Origin of the sequence: Nonomuraea sp. NPDC049158 (assembly GCF_040648335.1) — a bacterium.
Taxonomy (GTDB): domain Bacteria; phylum Actinomycetota; class Actinomycetes; order Streptosporangiales; family Streptosporangiaceae; genus Nonomuraea.
This window is the reverse complement of the sequence record NZ_JBEZDM010000007.1, coordinates 127,059-144,909: the sequence shown is the minus strand read 5'-3', so window position 1 is coordinate 144,909 and position 17,851 is coordinate 127,059. Positions and strand designations below refer to the sequence as shown.

The 17,851-nt window shown below is 70.8% G+C and carries 17 protein-coding genes; 8 read left to right on the top strand and 9 right to left on the bottom strand.

The features are described 5' to 3' along the window. Positions 1–2: 2 nt before the first annotated feature. Entirely contained in the window at positions 3–938 is a 936-nt protein-coding gene (locus AB0B61_RS17920; protein WP_358432669.1) for a discoidin domain-containing protein, read from the top strand. Positions 939–948: 10 nt separating this feature from the next. On the opposite strand, the gene cydC is transcribed toward AB0B61_RS17920, so the two are convergent. The 4 genes from cydC to AB0B61_RS17900 are packed head-to-tail and all read right to left on the bottom strand — an operon-like array spanning position 949 to position 6,405. Continuing rightward, a complete protein-coding gene (gene cydC, locus AB0B61_RS17915) occupies positions 949–2,643 on the bottom strand; it encodes a thiol reductant ABC exporter subunit CydC (RefSeq protein ID WP_358432667.1) in 1,695 nt (564 codons plus the stop codon). Then, positions 2,640–4,472 carry a thiol reductant ABC exporter subunit CydD gene (gene cydD, locus AB0B61_RS17910; RefSeq protein ID WP_358432665.1) on the bottom strand — a complete coding sequence of 611 codons (1,833 nt, stop codon included), beginning with the start codon at positions 4,470–4,472 and terminating at the stop codon, positions 2,640–2,642. The genes cydC and cydD overlap by 4 nt, the downstream gene beginning before the upstream one ends. A gap of 6 nt (positions 4,473–4,478) precedes the next feature. Then, on the bottom strand, positions 4,479–5,243 hold the full coding sequence (locus tag AB0B61_RS17905) for a cytochrome d ubiquinol oxidase subunit II (RefSeq protein WP_358432663.1): 765 nt from the start codon (positions 5,241–5,243) through the stop codon (positions 4,479–4,481). A 10-nt stretch (positions 5,244–5,253) separates the two neighbouring features. Beyond that, positions 5,254–6,405, bottom strand: coding sequence for a cytochrome ubiquinol oxidase subunit I (locus AB0B61_RS17900; RefSeq protein ID WP_358432661.1), 1,152 nt, complete (start codon positions 6,403–6,405; stop codon positions 5,254–5,256). 104 nt (positions 6,406–6,509) lie between these two features. Here AB0B61_RS17900 and AB0B61_RS17895 point away from each other — a divergent pair, with 104 nt between their 5' ends. After that, the gene (locus AB0B61_RS17895; RefSeq protein WP_358432659.1) at positions 6,510–6,845 is read left to right on the top strand and encodes a helix-turn-helix transcriptional regulator; all 336 of its coding nucleotides are present in this window, start codon (positions 6,510–6,512) and stop codon (positions 6,843–6,845) included. Here the strand turns inward: AB0B61_RS17895 and AB0B61_RS17890 are convergent. Further along, on the bottom strand, positions 6,816–7,508 hold the full coding sequence (locus tag AB0B61_RS17890; RefSeq protein ID WP_358432657.1) for a permease prefix domain 1-containing protein: 693 nt from the start codon (positions 7,506–7,508) through the stop codon (positions 6,816–6,818). The genes AB0B61_RS17895 and AB0B61_RS17890 overlap by 30 nt on opposite strands. A 93-nt stretch (positions 7,509–7,601) precedes the next feature. Here AB0B61_RS17890 and AB0B61_RS17885 point away from each other — a divergent pair, with 93 nt between their 5' ends. From AB0B61_RS17885 to AB0B61_RS17875, 3 genes are read left to right on the top strand one after another with little or no spacing between them, the layout of a single operon-like run. Continuing rightward, on the top strand, positions 7,602–7,955 hold the full coding sequence (locus tag AB0B61_RS17885) for a VOC family protein (RefSeq protein WP_358432655.1): 354 nt from the start codon (positions 7,602–7,604) through the stop codon (positions 7,953–7,955). Beyond that, on the top strand, positions 7,952–8,293 hold the full coding sequence (locus AB0B61_RS17880; RefSeq protein ID WP_358432653.1) for a metalloregulator ArsR/SmtB family transcription factor: 342 nt from the start codon (positions 7,952–7,954) through the stop codon (positions 8,291–8,293). The genes AB0B61_RS17885 and AB0B61_RS17880 overlap by 4 nt, the downstream gene beginning before the upstream one ends. Further along, a complete protein-coding gene (locus tag AB0B61_RS17875; RefSeq protein WP_358432651.1) occupies positions 8,286–8,720 on the top strand; it encodes an SRPBCC domain-containing protein in 435 nt (144 codons plus the stop codon). Before AB0B61_RS17880 ends, AB0B61_RS17875 begins: the two co-directional genes overlap by 8 nt. 27 nt (positions 8,721–8,747) lie before the next feature. Here the strand turns inward: AB0B61_RS17875 and AB0B61_RS17870 are convergent, their stop codons facing one another. Beyond that, positions 8,748–10,175, bottom strand: a complete 1,428-nt coding sequence (locus AB0B61_RS17870) for a pentapeptide repeat-containing protein (protein WP_358432649.1) — start codon at positions 10,173–10,175, stop codon at positions 8,748–8,750. 106 nt (positions 10,176–10,281) lie between these two features. Here AB0B61_RS17870 and AB0B61_RS17865 point away from each other — a divergent pair, with 106 nt between their 5' ends. From AB0B61_RS17865 to trxA, 3 genes are all read left to right on the top strand, one after another. After that, the gene (locus tag AB0B61_RS17865) at positions 10,282–11,964 is read left to right on the top strand and encodes an ExeM/NucH family extracellular endonuclease (RefSeq protein WP_358432647.1); all 1,683 of its coding nucleotides are present in this window, start codon (positions 10,282–10,284) and stop codon (positions 11,962–11,964) included. Between the two features lie 110 nt (positions 11,965–12,074). After that, a complete protein-coding gene (locus AB0B61_RS17860; protein ID WP_358432645.1) occupies positions 12,075–13,685 on the top strand; it encodes a DUF6880 family protein in 1,611 nt (536 codons plus the stop codon). A gap of 147 nt (positions 13,686–13,832) precedes the next feature. Next, a complete protein-coding gene (gene trxA, locus AB0B61_RS17855) occupies positions 13,833–14,207 on the top strand; it encodes a thioredoxin (RefSeq protein WP_225295049.1) in 375 nt (124 codons plus the stop codon). Positions 14,208–14,267: 60 nt separating this feature from the next. On the opposite strand, the gene AB0B61_RS17850 is transcribed toward trxA, so the two are convergent. The 3 genes from AB0B61_RS17850 to AB0B61_RS17840 form a co-directional block, all read right to left on the bottom strand. After that, on the bottom strand, positions 14,268–15,044 hold the full coding sequence (locus AB0B61_RS17850; protein WP_358432642.1) for an SAM-dependent methyltransferase: 777 nt from the start codon (positions 15,042–15,044) through the stop codon (positions 14,268–14,270). A gap of 122 nt (positions 15,045–15,166) precedes the next feature. Continuing rightward, entirely contained in the window at positions 15,167–16,513 is a 1,347-nt protein-coding gene (locus tag AB0B61_RS17845) for a class II 3-deoxy-7-phosphoheptulonate synthase (RefSeq protein ID WP_358432640.1), read from the bottom strand. Between the two features lie 79 nt (positions 16,514–16,592). Next, the gene (locus AB0B61_RS17840; protein WP_358433081.1) at positions 16,593–17,792 is read right to left on the bottom strand and encodes an FAD-dependent oxidoreductase; all 1,200 of its coding nucleotides are present in this window, start codon (positions 17,790–17,792) and stop codon (positions 16,593–16,595) included. Between the last annotated feature and the right edge of the window lie 59 nt (positions 17,793–17,851).

Below are 17,851 nucleotides of genomic sequence, written 5' to 3'. Positions count from 1 at the left end.
TCATGCGACACCTCACCGCCGCGCTGGCCGTCGCCGCCGTCACGGTCCTGACCGGGCCGGGCGCGAACGCGGCCGTTCCGCAGCAGGATCCCTCACCCGCCGCTCAGCCTCCTGAGCAGCAGCCCGCCTCCGTCACCTCGATCAATGTCAGACCGGGCAAGTCCAAGGGCACCGGCAAACTGACCCCCATCGCGGGCGCCGACAAGCTCATCGCGCCGCTCGGCGTGGACCCCGCCTGCCCGGCCAAGATCGAGATCGGCATGCGCAGCGACGCCAAGAAGGCCGCCTACTCCGACATGCGGGTCGAGATCGACCAGCCGCTCAGCGCCTCCCGCTCGATCCTGTCCAGCTACCTGCCCCCCGGCTACGAACTCGGCGCGAAACTGCTGGTCGCCGTCCCGCCGACCACCCCAGAGGGCCAGTACGGCCTGCGCCTGCGCACCGGGGACCGCACGCTGGCCGTACCCGTCGAGGTGGTCACCCCAGACAAGCTCGACAACGGCGGCAACCTCGCCCTCCGGCGACAGGTCACCGCCTCCTCCCAGCACGTCAACGCCAACTACCCGCCCTGCAGCATCGCCGACGGTGACAGCGGCTCCAACGGCTGGGCCGGGGGCAACGGCTGGAACGACGCCACCGCCAGAGCCTGGCCGGACACCGTGGCCATCGCGCTGGGCGGCGCCAAGCAGGTCTCCCGCGTGGACCTGTACACGCTGAGCACCGAACGGTACCCGGCCTCGACCTTCGGGCTGCGCGACTGGGACGTCCAGGTCCAGGTGGCGGGTCAGTGGCAGACGGTCGCCCAGGTGCGCGGCAACACCGCCGGCAACGCCCGCTCGGACTTCGCGCCGGTCACGGCGGACGCCGTCCGCATCGTCGCGCTGGCCTCGAACGGCGCCAACGACTACACCCGCATCGTCGAGGTCGAAGTGCGCTGACGCCCGGCGATCATCGTCTGGTCAGGACTTCCGACTCCCAAAGGTCGCGATAGTAGCCCGGCTTGGTGACGAGATCGTCGTGGTGGCCGCGCTGAACCACGCGCCCGTCCTCCAGCACGACGATCTCGTCCACCTGCTCCAGGCCCCTGAGCCGGTGGGTGACCAGCAAGGTGGTGCGGTCGTGCGTCACGTCGAGCAGGTCGGCCATGAGCGCGTCGGCGGTCTCCTCGTCCAGCGCCTCGGCCGGTTCGTCGAGCAGCAGCACCGGCGGGTCGTACAGCAGCGCCCTGGCCAGGGCCAGCCGCTGCAACTGCCCGCCGGACACGGTCCGGCCGTCCTCGCCCAGCTCGGCCTCCCACCCGGCCCGCTCGACCCACTCCTCCAGCCGGGCATCTCGTACGGCCTGCCGCAGCTCCTCGTCACCGGCCTCGGGGCCGGCGAGCCGCAGGTTGGCGCGCAGGGTGGTCTGGAAGATGTAGGGGTCCTGGGTGAGCCCCGTCATCATGGCCCGTACGTCGTCCGAGGCCAGCCGCCGGATGTCCACCCCGTTGAGCCGGATTTCGCCGGACTCGGGCTCGACCAGGCGCATCAGCGCGGCCAGCAGAGTGCTCTTCCCGGCCCCGCTCGGCCCCACCAGGGCCACCCGCTTGCCGGGGGTCAGGCTCAGCGACACCCCGTCGACGGCCGCCCGCTGCTCCGGCGCGTGCCGTACGACGAGGTCGTCGATCTCGACCGTCAGCGGCGACTGCGGGAGGGGGGCTGGCGGGTGAGTGGGAGCGGTGTCCGGCTCGGTGACGGCGGGTGGGGTGGCGCTCACCTCGCGCAGGCGTCTGAGCGCGGCCAGGATGCCCGCCAGGCGTTCGCCCGCCGCCGCCAGCGGGAGCACCGGCTCAAAGGAGACCAGCGCGGTCAGGGCGAGCACCGCCATGGCCACCCGGTCGGTCCCGGCGGCCTGGGCGAGCAGCACGATCGCCGCCACCGTAAGGCCCTGCACCAGGGTGCCGGCTCCCAGGGCGGTGGCGTGGACGCGGGCTTGGCGGCGCTCCAGCGCGGCCAGGGCCTCGTCGGCGGCGCGGGCCTGGGCGAGGGCGCGGTCACTGGCGCCGTACGCGGCCAGGTCGGCGGAGCCGTGGACCAGGTCGGCCACCCGCTCGGCGAGGGCGGCTCTGGCGGGGGCGATCCTGGCCGACCAGCGGCGCGCGGCGGCGGCCGTGGCGGCGGGCAGCAGGACGCCCGCCACGACCAGCCCCGCCAGCAGGACCAGGGCCGCTACGGGGAGCAAGGTGAGGCCGATGACCACGGCGGCCAGGCCGGCGAGCGCGGCGGCCGTGGCGGGGAGCAGGCAGCGCACCAGGAGGTCCTGGACGGCCTCCGTGTCGTCGACCATCCGGCTGAGCAGGTCGGCGCCGCCGTGCCGGGGCCGCTGCGGGGGGATGAGGGCCTGGTAGAGGCGTTCGCGGGTGCCGGCCTGGGCGCGCAGGGCGACGTCGTGGCCGGTGAGCCGCTCGGCGTAGCGGAAGACGCCCTTGCTGGTGGCGAACGCCCTGGTGGCCACGATGGCGACGCTCAACGCGGCCAGCTCCGGCTGCTCGGCGGCCCGCGTGATCAGCCACGCCGCCGCCGCGATCAGCCCCAGCCCGGCCAGGTCGGCCGCCGCTCCGGCCAGCACCGCCCAGGAGAGCCGCAGGCCCATGCGCCGGTTCATCGCTCTCCCCTCACGGCCGTGCTCGTATCGAGGTCGGTATGGGCCGTGCCCGTATCGAGGTCGGAACGGCCCGCGCTCGTACCGAGGTCGGAACGGCCCGCGCTCGTACCGAGGTCGGAACGGCCCGTACCCGTACCGAGGCGGGAGCGGTCGGCGATCACTCGGCCCTCGTGGATGCGGACGACCCGGTCGGCGAGGTCGATCATGGCCGGCCGGTGCGCCACGATGATCGCGGTGCGGTCCCGGGCCAGGTCGGCGGTGGCCGTCACCACGGCCGCCTCGCTGCGGCCGTCGAGCCGGGCCGTGGGCTCGTCCAGCAGCAGGACCGAGGTGTCCGGGCGGCAGAAGGCCCGCGCCAGGGCCACGCGCTGCCGCTGGCCGGCGGACAGGTTCGCGCCCCGTTCGCCCACCGCCGTGTCGTAGCCGTCGGGGAGGGCCTGGATGAAGTCGTCGGCGTAGGCGGCCGCGGCGGCTTGCCGTACCTGCTCCAGGGAGGCGGACGGCGCGCCGAGGCGGATGTTGCCGGCGACCGAGGTGGCGAACAGGTGCGGGCGTTGCGGGACGAAGGCCAGCCGGTCGCGCCAGGCGTCCAGGTCGAGGTCGCGCAGGTCGGTGCCGTCGACGAGGACCCTGCCCTCGGACGGCTCGACGAAGCCAAGGATGAGGTGCAGGAGCGTGCTCTTGCCGCCGCCACTCGCACCGACCAGGGCCACGCGTTCGCCGGGCTCGATGGTGAGGGAGACATGCTCGAGCGCCGGGTCGTCGCGGCCGGGGTAGCGGACGGTGACGTCCTCCAGCCGGATCGACGGGGCCGCGGGGCCCTGCGGAAGCCGCTTCCGGGGCGTGGCGCCCTCCGGGGGTTTCTGCTTCCGAGACATGGCCGCGCTGACGGCTGCAGGCTCGGCGTCCAGTACGGCGAAGGCCGCGTCCGCCGCCGCCACCCCCTCCATGGAGGCGTGGAAGCGGGTGCCCATGGCCCGCAGCGGCAGGTACGCCTCCGGAGCCAGCAGCAGCACCAGCAGCGCCGTCGACAGGTCCAGCGACCCGCCCAGCAGCCGCAGCCCGATCGGCACCGCCACCAGGGCCAGCGACAGCGACGCGCACAGCTCCAGCACCAGCGACGACAGGAACGCCACCCGCAACGTCCGCATGGTCGTGGCGCGGTGCGCCTCGGCCACCTGCTGGATGACCGTCGCCTGGTAGCGGGCCCGGCCGAAGGCGCGCAGCGTGGGCAGGCCGCGTACGACGTCGAGGAAGTGCCCGCCGAGCCGCGACAGCGCGCGGAACTGCTGCTCCGTGACGGCCTTGGTGGTCATCCCCACGAGCGCCCCGAAGAGCGGGATCAGCGGCAGCGTGACCAGCACGATCACCGCGCTCGCCAGGTCGGCGGCGAACAGCCGGACGAGTATCGCCAGCGGCACCACCGCCGCGACGGCGATCGAGGGCAGGTAGCCGGTCAGGTAGGCGTCGAGGCGGTCGAGGCCGCGTCCCGTGAGCGTGACCAGCTCACCCGAGCGGTGACCGGCGAGCCGGGCCGGACCCAGCTCCTGCAGCCTGGCCAGCAGCCGGTGCCGGAGCGCGGACTTGACGCCCGTCGCCGTACGGCCGGCGAAGATGCCCTGCGTCCACCCCAGCAGCGCGCGGACGCCCACCACGGCGGCCAGGCCCGCCAGCGCCACGGTCGTGAACCGGCCGGACAGGACCCCCGCCAGCAGCTCCGCCTGTACGAGCACGAGCAGCCCGGCCGCCATCGCCGCCGCGAAGGTGACGGCCAGGTGGCGCCGCACCGACTGCTCGACCCGCATGAGCCGCAGGAGATCTTTGTGCACGAGCCCTCAAAAGAACGACGGGATCCGGACGGCGTCCTCGCCAGGACGGAAAGTGCGCCACACCCATCCTTGCGCGATGATGACGATCGGCGCGAACGGCAGCGTCATGACACTCAGCACATTCAGCGTCTCGGCCGGCGCGGTGTGCTCCAGCAGGTACGGCATGCTGCCCAGGAGCACCCCGAGGGCGGGGATCGCGGCCACCACTCCGGACACGGCCAGCGCGCGCCCCGAGCGGGTGGCACCGGCCAGGCCGGGGGAGCGCCAGGCCAGGAACGTCCAGCCGTGGAAGGCCAGCAGCAGCGTCACCACCACGCCCAGCATCAACCCCGCCGGGTTCAGCAGGGACGAGCCGAACCCGGTGGCGGCCGCGTACAGGGCCACGCCCCAGCCGAACGAGAGCCCCAGCGAGCCGAGCGCGATCATCAGGTCCCAGAAGCCCCGCCAGGCCGTGCCCCCGATCCGGCGGCGGAACCACAGCCCGGCGTCCCGCAGGATCCAGGACAGCAGCATGGCCACCACCACCGGATACAGCCCGAACAGCACCTCGCCCTCGAGCGCCGGATAGACGCCGAACAGCGTCCCGGCGACCGCGACCAGCCACACCTCGTTGGCCAGCACGAACGGGGCCATGGCCGCCACCATGCGATCCTTGCCGTCGGCCGACTTGCCGAGGACCGGCAGCAGGAGCCCGACCCCCAGGTCGAAGCCCTCCAGCGCGAAGTATCCGGCCAGCAGCAGCGTGAAGCAGGCGAACCAGATCAGTTCCATGTCACGACTCCTAGTAGGTCAGGGCGGGCTCGCGGACGGCGCCGAGGTCGAGCTCGCGCGGCCCGCGCCTGACCACCCTGGCGATGAGGACGTAGTCGACGATCGCCAGCAGCACCAGCACGCCCACGAAGGCGATCAGTGAGCCGGTGATCATCGGCGGGGTGAGGCCGGGCGTCATGGCGTCGGCGACGGTGAGCTTCCGCCAGATCATCCACGGCTGCCGCCCGCCCTCCCTGGCCAGCCAGCCCATGATGGCCAGGACGAACGGCAGCGGCGTCATCAGCATGAGCAGCGGATGCGTCCACCGCCAGCGCGGCAGGACGCGGATCAGCGGCAGCATCAGGAACAGCACGACGAGCGCGAGGAGCTGCCCGACCTCCATCATGATCCCGAGCGGCACCGCCCCCGTGTCGCCCTCGAACTTGCCCTCCTGGATGCCGGCGAACTGGGCGTAACCGAAGCCGACGGTCAGGAAGATGCCGATGGCGGCCGTGGTCACCCCCGTGCGCAGCGACTTGGTGAAGAACTCCACCTCGGACGTACGGCGGCGCAGCTGGTAGGCGCTCGCCCCGACCAGCACCATCGCCCCGGTGAACAGCCCGGCCCCGATCACGTGTGGGAAGGAGAAGATCAGCGTCTTGTTGGTGAACAGCGCACCGATGTCGACCAGCTCCATCCGGTCGCCTCTGACGACGGCTCCGGCGGGGTTCTGCAGGAAGGAGTTGGCCGCCATGATGAAGAAGGCGCTGCCGTACGCCGTGAGTGTCACGAGCCAGATACAGGCCAGGTGCGCCCATTTCGGCAGCCGTCCCCAGCCGAAGATCCACAGGCCGAGGAACGTCGACTCCAGGAAGAACGCCACCAGCGTCTCCATGGCCAGCGGAGCGCCGAAGACGTCGCCCGCGTAGTGCGTCAGCCCGCTCCACGAGAGCCCGAACTGGAACTCCATCACGAGCCCGGTGACGATGCCCAAGGCGTAGTTGATGACATAGACCTGGCCCCAGAACCTGGTCAGCCGCTCGTGCAGCGGCCTGCCCGCCAGTGCCCAGCGCGTGTGCATGATCGCCACCAGCGGCGCGAGCCCCAGCGTGAGCACGACGAACAGGAAGTGCAGGTTCCCGGTCATCGCGAACTGTAACCGGGCCAGTTCCAGCGCGTCCATGCGCCATCCCCCTTCGTTGTGCCTGCCTACCTATAGCCAGTCTACATATAGACGGCCTACATGTAGACTGGCTACTCAACGAAGGGTTATCTAGGATCGGAGCCATGAACCCCGACGCGCTGCGCGGCCACATGGACGCCCTGCTGCTCTCCGTGCTGGAGGGTGAGCCGCTGCACGGCTACGCCATCATCGAGGCCCTGCAGGCGCGCAGCGGGGGAGCGCTCAACGTACCGACCGGGACCGTCTATCCGGCGCTGCGCAGGTTGGAGCGGATCGGCTACCTGGCCAGCGAGTGGGCCACGGTCGGGGGGCGCAAGCGGCGCACCTATCGCCTGACCGATTCCGGCAGGAAGCAGTTGGAAGGGGAGCGGTCGGCCTGGGCGGAGTTCGCCAGTGTGATCGGCGGAGTGCTACGGCCGGGGGTCAGGCAGTCCGGGTGAGGCGCAGACCGCCCGGGTGAGGCGCAGGCAGCGCGTCGCGCCGTAGAGCTGCAGGCCCCAGCAGGCCGACGTCACGAGGTTGGCGAGCACGGTGGGCAGGAAGAAGTCGACGCCCTGCGGCAGATCGGCTCCATAGTTGAGCACCAGGCTCAGCCCGCCGACCACCGGCAGCATCGCCCAGACGACGATCCCCAGCCCTTTGGTCACCAGATGCGGCCTGAGGCGCCACCGGCCGCCCCGGCTCAGCGCGAACAGCGACAGCCCGCCGAACACGCCCGTGCCCAGCTGCAGGATGTCGAGCGCCCGCGAGACGGGCGAGAACCAGACGGGCCTGTTGGTCCAGGCGGTGGGGTCCATGGGGTAGAAGCGCCAGAGCACCGACCACATCAGCGCGGTCATCGGCACGCTGATGAGCAGCAGCGTGCCCAGCATCCGGCCGGCCGCGACGGTCAGCTCCCGCTGGTAGCCGGACACGATCTCGGGGATCGCGCCGAACTGCCGCACCGCCAGCCGCTCGGCCTCGGCCCGGACCAGGCCCTCGGCCTCCAGCGCGTCGGCGGTGTCGGTCAGACTGTCGCGCGCCTCGACGACCAGGTCTTGCTTGGGCCCCGGCGGCCCGGCCAGCGACCTGCCCAGCTCGGCCACGTAGTCGTCGATCCGCATGCCTCCCATCTTACGAAGGCGGATCCCGGTACGTAATCAGGGATCTCCCTGATGACTTGATACGTAGGGAAATTCCTACATATAGTGGCCCACATGCCCATCTCCAGCATCACGACCGTGACCGTGCCCGTATCCGACCAGGACCGGGCGCTCGCCTTCTACGGCGGCGTCCTGGGCTTCGAGACCCGCACCGACAATCCGTTCCCGATGGGCCGCTGGCTCACGGTCGCCCCGAAGGGGGCCGAGACCACGCTGCTGCTCGCCTCCTGGTTCCCGGACATGGCCCCCATCGGCGGCCTGGTGGTCGCCTGCGCCGACGTCGACGCGCTCGCCGAGCGGCTGCGCGAGCACGGCACGCCCTTCGAGGGCCCCACCGACGAGCCGTGGGGGCGCCAGCTGCTGTTCCAGGACCCTGACGGCAATGGCTTCGTGGCCACCCAGGCATGACCGCCGACCACGTGTTCACCGCGCTGGCCAGCCCGGCCCGGCGGGAGCTGCTGCGGCTGCTGCTCGATGAGGGCGGCCAACCGGCCGGGCGGCTGGCCGAGCGGTTCGACATGAGCCGTCCCAGCGTCTCCGAGCATCTCAAGGTGCTCCGCGATGCCGGGCTGGTGGCCGAGACGCGCCGGGGGAGAGAACGGCTCTACCGGCTGGAGGCGGCGCCGCTCATGGAGATCCGTGAGTGGCTCACGCCGTACGAACGCTTCTGGAGAGAGAAGCTCTCCGGCCTGAGCGGTCTGCTCGACGAGATGGATCACGATGAAAGGGAAGACCGGGATGTCTGACGACCTGCGTTCGATCCGGCTGGAGCAGTTCCTCGGGCACCCGCCCGCGAAGGTGTGGCGGGCGCTGACCGAGCCCGAACTGGTGGCCCGCTGGCTGATGCCCAACGACTTCAGCCCGGAGGTGGGGCACCGGTTCACCTTCACCACCACGCCGGTGAAGCAGACCGGCTTCGAGGGCATCGTCTACTGCGAGGTGCTGGAGCTGGAGCCGGAGAAGCTGCTGAAGATCAGCTGGAGCGATCGCAAGCACGCCGACTGGACCGTCACCTGGCGGCTGGAGCCCGAGGGCACGGGCACCAGGCTCTTCCTCGACCACGAGGGCTTCGACCCCGATGGCGCCATGCAGCAGATGGCCCGCAAGATCATGGGCGGCGGCTGGCGCTCCACGCACTTCGCCGCCATCGGCAAGGTCCTCGACGAGTTGTGACGGACGGCGTCTCCTCCTGGACGGCCGCTAGGGGTGGGCGGCGGGCGCGGGTTGTTCGGCGCCGCGTTCGGCGTGTGAGGTCGAGGTCCAGAACAGCGCGGCCACGGTGATCGCCATCAGCAGGACGAGCCAGCCCGCGGCCCGGCCCATCCGCATGCCGTACCCCCACAGCAGCCACGAAAGGGACAGCCACCACCGGCGGCCCGCCTGGCGGCGCATCTCCATCGCGGCGAACGCGAAGTCGGCCGAGGTGCCCACGTCGTCGACCTGGACGCGCAACCCGGAGTAGAGGGCGGCCAGCCGGTCGGGTCCGGCGGGCGGGTCCTGCGCCGTCGGAGCGTGCGCGGCCGGCCGGTGGGCCGGACCCTTGTCCGGCGCGGGGGCGGGGGGAGCCCAGCCGCGCATCGTGTGCTCGTCGGCCAGCGCGCTGCGCCGGGAGAACCAGCGCAGCATCGGCCAGTGCAGGCTCACCCGCACCCCGCGCGGGGTCAGCGCGAACGTGCAGTTCTTGACCCGGACCGCGGCCGGGCGGGCCAGCCCGGCGAACCGGCAGCCCGACAGGTCGAGGCCGAACAGCGCCAGGTCGGCCGCGTCGACGTGCCGCAGCGAGGTCAGCGCGGACCGGCCGCGCCCGGTCACGATCGCGGGCCCGCGCAGCACCGACCCCTCCAGATCGGCATCGGAGTCGACGAGCCGGATCGTCGTCGCGCCGGTGACCTCCATCCGCCGCAGGTTCGCGCGGCCGGCGGCGACGGCCACGTCGAGCGTGCCGTCGGCGCGGGCCCGCGAGGCGGACAGCCGCCCGGTGACCGAGAGGTAGGCGTCGGCCGCGAAGTGCGCGGTGTCGAACCCGGCAGGGCCGCTGACCTTGCGGAAGGAGAGCGTACGGCCGAACCTGGCGCCGCGGAAGCTCGCGCCGTCGCCCAGCGCGGCCCCGTCGAAGGTGGCGTAGCCGTCGAACCTGGCCCGTTCGCACGACAGCCCGTGACCGAACACCGCCTGGCTGAACAGCGCGTCACGCGACATCACCGCCCGGTCCAGGGACAGGTGGCCGCGTACCCGGACGCCGTGGAAGGACAACTCGCGGGCGAACCCGGCCCCGGCCAGCGAGACGTTGCCCTCGAACCGGGCGCCGAAGAAGGAGGCCAGCCGCTCGAAGCGGGCGCCGTCGAGCGACACGTCGCCGGCGAAGGTCACGCCGGACAGCCGTACGTCGCCGGTGAACGTGACCCGGTCCAGCCGGGCCCGGCCGGGCCGACCGCCCGTCACCTCGATGATCCTGCTGAGCAGCGCGCCGCTGATCGGTGTGCCGCGCAGGTCGAGAAGGCGGCCGGGAGCCATCTCGTCGAGGGTCTCGGCTACTTCGTCCGGTTGCAGGTGTGCCAGGCAACGGTCGTACGGCTGGTGGGCGATTCCCGAGCAGGCTGCCGAATAGGCGCAGGTGACCCAGTCCATACAGTCGTCATACCCGCACCAGGGCAATGTCAAGGTTCGATGATTTAATGTTCTAGCCACTTTTTGGTGGAAATCTGTGACCGCAATTCCCTCTAAAGTGCTGGTCATGCGTGTTTTATCCAGAACTTTTCTCGTCGCGTTCGTCGTGGCGGCCGCCCTCCCCGCCACGCCGGCGCTCGCCGCACCGGCCGCCGCGTGCGACACGCCGCCGAGCCGGCGCATCTCGGAGGTGCAGGGGAGCGGTGACGCCAGCCCCCTGGCCGGGCAGACCGTCACCGTCGAAGGCATCGTCACCGGTGACTTCCAGCGCGGCGACCAGCTGAGCGGTTTCTTCCTGCAGGACCCGAAGCCGGACGCCGACCCGAAGACCTCCGAAGGGCTGTTCGCCTACGCCCGCGACACCGTCAAGGACGTCGCGGCGGGCGACCGGGTGCTCGTGACGGGCAAGGTGACGGAGTACAACGGCTGGACGGAACTGTCACCGGTCACCGCGGTGGAGGTCTGCGGCACCGGTTCGGTGGCGGCTCAGCCGTACAAGCTGCCGGACGACGGGCGTGAGTCCGTCGAGAACATGCTGCTCACCTTCCCGCAGCCGCTGACCGTCAGCGAGCACTACAACCTGGGCCGGTACGGCGAGGTCACCGTCTCCTCCGGCGGCCGGCTGTTCCAGCCGACGGACCGGCCCGGCGTGGACGCGGCGCTGAACAAGCGGCGCTCGCTGCTCATCGACGACGGCTCCAGCAGGGAGAATCCGGCCACCCTGCCGCCCATCGTGCGGACCGGCGACCTGGCCGCGGGCATCACCGGCGTGCTCGGCTACGGGTTCGGCCTCTACCGCCTGCAGCCCACCAAGCCGATCGACTACCACAACACCAACCCCCGCACGCCCCGGCCCTTCCCGGTCATCGGCAACGTCAAGGTGGCCTCGTTCAACACGCTGAACTGGTTCACCACCCTCGGCTCGCGCGGCGCCACCAACGCCGTGGAGCAGCAGCGGCAGCTGGCCAAGCTGGTGGCGGCGCTCAAGGGGCTCAACGCCGACGCCGTCGGCCTCATGGAGGTCGAGAACAACGGTCAGACGGCGCTCCAAGCCCTCGTGGACGCCGTCAACGCCGAGGTCGGCGCGGGTACGTACGCGGCGCTCCAGCACCCGTACCCCGGCACGGACGCCATCCAGGTCGCGGTGATCTACAAGCCGGCCAAGCTGACGCCCGTCGGCGCTCCCCAGGCCTCGCAGGACGCGGTGTTCAGCCGGCCGCCGCTGATCCAGACGTTCCGCAGGAAGGCGGGCGGCCAGCCGTTCACGATGGTCGTCAACCACCTCAAGTCCAAGGGCACCTGCCCGGCCGACGGCCCCGACGCCGACCAGGGCGACGGCCAGAGCTGCTGGAACGCCACCCGCGTCAAGCAGGCGCAGGCGCTGCTCGGCCTGGTCAAGGACCTGCCGAACCCGGTGGTGCTCGGCGACCTCAACGCCTACGGCGAGGAGGACCCGATCCACACGCTGGAGGCGGGCGGGCTGACCAGCCTGACCAAGAGGTTCGTGCCGGCGCGGCAGCGCTACAGCTACCTGTTCGACGGCCTGGCCGGAGAGCTCGACCACGCGCTGGTCGGCCGGCAGCTGCTCAAGCGGGTCACCAGCGCGACGATCTGGCACATCAACTCGGACGAGCCGCGCATTCTCGACTACAACACCGAGTTCAACCCGGCGTCCCTGTACAAGCCGGACGCCTTCCGGTCCACCGACCACGACCCGCTCATCATCGGCCTCACCCTGCCGGGCCGCTGATCCTTTCGTCACGGGCGGCCCGCGTTCCGTACGGGCCGCCCGTGACGTGGACATCGGGTGCCCCCCGCCCCGGGGCGAGCACAGTTGATCATTGCGGGATAATCGACATCATGGCGCTCATCCAGGTTGACGAGGAAGCCGTACGGAGCCAGGTCAGCGAGCTGGTGTTCGCCGAGGCTCTGGCGCTGGTCGCCGACGGCATGGTCGCGGGGTTGACCGAGAAGGGGACGTCGGTCGCCGCGCTGGTGAGCGGGCGTTCGGTGACGGTCACCTTCACCGCGAGCGGGATGCGCGCGGTCTGCGAGTGCCTGGATCCCGAGTTGTGCGCCCACGCGGCCGCCGCGGCGGTGACCTGGGTCCGGATGGGCGATGTGCGGCCCGCGCCCGACCTGTACGCGCTGCTGCGTACCCAGGACTCCGACTGGCTGGCCCGCCGCCTCGCCACTCTGGCCGCGACGGACCCCGAGCTCGCCGATCGGCTGCGGACCGAGCTCGCGGAGACCATCATCGGCGAGGAGTCGACCGACCTCCTCGCCGACCTGGAATCGGTCATGGCGGACCTGCTGGCCGAGGCCGCGGATGTCTGCGACGCCTGGCACGAGGGCGAGTGGTATCCCGATCTCGAGGACCTGGAGGAGATCCTCGACGAGATCGACGACCTGATCGAGCCGTCACCGGACACCGCACGCGAGCTGACCGTCCGCGCGATCGACCTCATCGAGGAGGTGCTGGACACCGGGGAGGTCTATGGCGGCCAGCTCGTCGAGGATCTCGAGCGCGTCCAGGGCATGCATCGGGACGCCTGCCTGGCCGGCTCGCCCGACCCGGTGAAGCTGGCGGAGTGGCTGATGGGCAAGGTGCTGATCAGCAACTGGTGCACCTTCGAGACCTCGCTGCCCGGCTACGCTCCCGCACTGGGCGATCTGGGCCTGCGCCGCTGCCACGAGCTGCTGAACGGCACCTTCGCCGACCGGATCCGCGACTACAAGGTGGCCGCGCTGCGCGAGTCGCTCGCCCGCGCCGAGGGCGGCACCGACGCCGTGATCGCCATGCTCGCCCAGCGGGCCGCCGGCGGCGGCGACATCGCGAAGATCGCTCGTCTCCTGATCGGCGAGGAGCGTCACGACGAAGCCCTGGCCTGGATCGCCCAGGGGATCGGCCGCTACGGCCGCGATCAGCAGCTCCTCACCCTCGCTCTCGACTGCCATCAGCACGCAGGACGGACCGAGCAGGCGCTCGAGACCCGCTGGCAGCTCTTCACCCTCTCACCGTCCACGCACACCTATCAGAACTTGACCCGCCAGGCCGGCCCGGACGCGGCCCCGTGGCAGGCCAAGGCCATCGCGCACCTCCGCTCGTCGCCCGCCATGGCCCCCACACTGGCCGAGGTGCTGCTGATCAACGAGGACGTGGCGGGCGCCTGGGAGGTCCTCCAGACGTACGGACTCGCCTCTGACCTGCGCATGCGCGTGGTCAACGCCCGCGCCCAGACCCATCCCCAGGACGCCATCCCGATCTACCGGGAACTGGCCGAATCCTGCGTCAGCCGGGCCAGCAGACCCGGCTACCAGGAGGCGATCCAGTATCTCTTCACGCTGCGAACCCTGTTCGAGCGCACCGGCGATCAGACCGAGTTCGCCTCTTACGTCGCCCGGCTCCGCGCCGCCCACCCCGGCAAGAAGGCTTTCCACACCCAACTGGACGGCGCGGGCCTCCTCTGACGCCATCACGCCCACGCCGGAAATCCCGGCGCCCGATATGTGAGGCCCGGTGGCGGGAGCATGGAATGCTGGTGGCGGGTACGTGGTTGACAGCTTTGCACCTTGGGATGACATACAGACTTCACGCGACGATACGAGGAGCCACTTGTGGCGACCATCGAGGTAACCGAGACGAACTTCAACGACATCGCCGACAAGGGGATCGTCCTGCTCGACTTCTGGGCCGAGTGGTGTGGCCCGTGCAAGATGTTCGGGCCGATCTTCGAGAAGGCGTCCGACAAGCATGAGGACATCACCTTCGGCAAGATCGACACCGATGCGGAGCAGGCCCTGGCGCAGGGCTTCGACATCAGCTCGATCCCGACGCTCATGGCGATCCGCGACGGGATCGTGGTCTACGCGCAGCCCGGTGCGATCCCGGCGCCCGCGCTCGAAGACCTGATCAGCCAGGTTCGCGCGCTCGACATGGACGCGATCAGGACCGAGCTCAACGAGGAGCTCAAGAAGGCCGACCAGAACTGACCGCCGCACCACGAAGCCCCGCCATACCAGCGGGGCTTTTCTCGTTCCACAGGGCGGCGCCTATGATTTGCGGCCGACTCCGGCGTAGCCGACGTTGGTGACGGCCTTGGCGCCCAGCAGGGAATCGCCGGGGTCGGGGCGCCAGTCCTGGGGGTAGACCAGGCCGGGTTCGGCCAGTTCGTAGCCCTCGAAGAAGGCGGCGATCTGCTCGGGTGTCCGGAGGTTGAGCGCGGCCGTCGCCTGCTTGTAGATCTCCAGCGCCTGCGGGGTGGAGTCGGGCGCGGCGTCCACGGCGTGGCTGATGACCAGCCGGCTGCCCGCGGGCCCCGCGTCGCGCAGCCTGCCGACGATGCCGTACGCGGCCTCGTCCGGCAGGAAGTGCAGCACGGCCAGCATCAGGAACGCCACCGGGCGGTCGAAGTCGATCGTCTCTGCCAGAGTTTCCAGCAGCGGGTCCGTGTCCCTGATGTCGGCCTGGACGAACTCCACGTTCGTGCCCCTGGACAGCAGAGCCCGCCCGTGCGCGCACACCACGGGGTCGTAGTCCACGTAGACGACGCGCGCCTCGGGCGCGATCTCGTGCGTGTTGCCCTGGGTGGGCAGACCAGCGCCGAGGTCCACGATCTGGTCGACGCCGGAGTCGACCAGATGGCGTACGGCCCGGCGGAGGAAGTCGCGGTTGGCCCTCGCGGAGTCCCTCGTGTCGGGGAACAGCTTCAAGATCTGCTCGGCCGCTTCCCGGTCGGAGGCGAAGTTGTCCTTGCCGTCCAGGAAGTAGTCGTACATCCGGGCGATGTTGGGCACGCTCGGGTCCACGCCATCGGGGGCGCTGTCCACGATTTCTCCCAATAGTTGAGGAATTCTCACCTTTGTCAGGCCGATCATAGAAGATCGCGGACAGGCGTGACCGAAGAATCCTCTGGCAGCCCCGGCCCGACCCGGGGCTGCCGTTCACGTACTCAGCTGGAGCGGTAGAGCTCCGCCACCCGGAAGGCGAGGTCGAGCGACTGGCCGCGGTTGAGACGCGGGTCGCAGGCCGTCTCGTAGCGGCGCGAGAGGTCGTCCTCGACGATCTCGTGGCCGCCGCCCACGCACTCCGTCACGTCATCGCCCGTGAACTCGATGTGGATGCCTCCGGGATGCGTGCCGAGCGAGCGGTGCACCTCGAAGAAGCCCGTCACCTCGTCGAGCACGTCGTCGAGCCGGCGCGTCTTGTGGCCGCTCGGCGCCTCCCACGTGTTGCCGTGCATCGGGTCGCAGATCCACGCGACCTGCGCGCCCGCCGCGGTGACCTCCTTGACCAGCGCGGGCAGGTGCTCGCGGATCTTGGAGGCGCCCATCCGGGTGATGAACGTGAGCCGGCCCGGCTCGTTCTCGGGGTTGAGCTTCTCGACCAGCGCCAGCGCCTCGGAGGGCGTGGTGGTCGGGCCGAGCTTGACGCCGATGGGGTTGCGGATGCGGGAGAAGAAGTCGACGTGCGCGCCGTCGAGCTGGCGGGTGCGCTCGCCGATCCAGACCATGTGCGCCGACACGTCGTACGGGCTGCCGGTCCGCGAGTCGATGCGCGTGAGCGCCCGGTCGTAGTCGAGGATCAGCGCCTCGTGCGAGGAGTAGAACTCGACGGTGTGGAACTCCTCCGGGTCGGCCCCGCAGGCGCGCATGAACGCGAGCGCCTGGTCGATCTCCCTGGCCAGCTGCTCGTAGCGGCGGCCGGCGGGGGACTCGCCCACGAAGTCCTGGTTCCAGGCGTGCACCTGGCGCAGGTCGGCGTAGCCGCCCTTGGTGAAGGCGCGGGCCAGGTTGAGCGTCACGGCCGAGGAGTGGTAGGCCTTCAGCAGCCGCCACGGGTCGGGCCTGCGGGACTCAGGGGTGAAGGCGAAGCCGTTGACCATGTCGCCCCGGTAGGCGGGCAGCTCCTGGCCGTCGCGCGTCTCGGTGCCCTTGGAACGCGGCTTGGCGAACTGCCCGGCCACGCGGCCGATCTTGACCACCGGCACCTTGGCGGCGTACGTCAGCACGATGGCCATCTGCAGCAGCGTCTTGAGTTTGTTGCGCACATTGTCGGCGGTCGCCCCGGCGAACGTCTCGGCGCAGTCACCGCCTTGCAACACGAACGCCTCGCCTCGGGCGACGGCGGCCAGTTGCTCCTTGAGCTGGTCGCACTCGCCGGCGAAGACGAGTGGGGGCAGGCCGCCGAGCTCGGCGACGACCTTCTCGAGCTCGCTGCGGTCGGGCCAGTCAGGCTGCTGGGCCGCCGGCAGGGCTCGCCAGGAATCGAGTTCCTCGGGATTGCTCAGTGCGCTCACGACATACGAGGGTATGCTACCGGCTCGGCGTCACCGACCCCGATGTCCACGTTGTGAGAAAGCGACCCCGCGGGGCGGGTCAGAGTTCGGGTGTCAGTACGTGCTCGGGGCGCACCCCCAACCCGAGGAAGCGCCGTATCACCCCGCTGAACAGGGGATTCCGCGGCAGCGTCGCCGGGATGCGCGGCGGCCCCACCTGGCTGTCGATCGTCGGGCCGAGCAGCCGGTCCTGAGCCACGCGCTGCGCGGCCTGGGTGATCCTGGTGGGCAGCATGCGGCGGCGCTCCAGCCGGCGCAACGTGGCCTCCGGGATGGGCCGGCCCGACCTCAGCGGCTCGGCGATCAGGTTGGCCGTGGCGACCGCGTCCTGCACCGCCAGGTTGATGCCGACGCCGAACACCGGTGACATCGCGTGCGCCGCGTCGCCGATGGCCAGGAAACCGGGCCGGTACCAGCGGCGGAGCCGGTTGAGCGCCACCGTGAGCATGCTGACGTCGTCGAAGCTCGCGATCTGCTCGACGCGCCCCTCCAGGTACGGCAGCAGCCGCGCCACCGGCTCACGGAAGGCGTCGATGCCCTGTCCGGCCAGCCGGTCATAGCCGCCCTTGGGGATGAGGTAGGCCAGCTGCCAGTAGGTCTCCCTGTTGATGCCCACGATCGCGTGGCCGGTGGAGATCCGCAGGAACGTCTGCTCAGGGTCGCTCTCGACGCGCGGCAGCCGGAACCACAGGACGTCCATCGGCGCGCCGAACTCCTGCGGCACCAGCCCGGCCGCCGCGCGCAGCGTCGAACCGCGGCCGTCCGCGGCCACGGTCAGCTCCGCCCTGATCTCGTGCTCGCCCGACTTGTCGCGGTAGCGCAGGCCGCGGGCCGCGCCGTCCTCGCGGATCAGCCCGTACGCCTCGGCGTTCATGAGCAGCCGGAACGTCGGGTACTTCTCAGCGGCCGACGTGACGAGCTTCAGGAAGTCCCATTGCGGGACGAAGGCGATGTAGTCGTACTTGCCAGGCAGCCCGCGAAGGCTGGCCAGCTGGATCGGCCCGTCGTCGGTCAGCAGGGTGAACGCGTACGTCTTGCGGTGGGGGATCTTCAGGAACTCCGTGGCCAGCCCGAGCTCGTCCAGCACCTGAAGCGTGGACGGGTGGATCGTGTCGCCGCGGAAGTCACGGAGGAAGTCGGCGTGCTTCTCCAGCAGGGTCACCTCGACACCCGCTCTGGCCAGCAGCAGGGCGAGCATGGCGCCCGCCGGGCCGCCGCCCGCGATCACACAGGAATTCATCACGTATTGAGTTTAACTCTGTCTATGGAGAAATGCACTTGCCCGCTGCCATCCGGCAC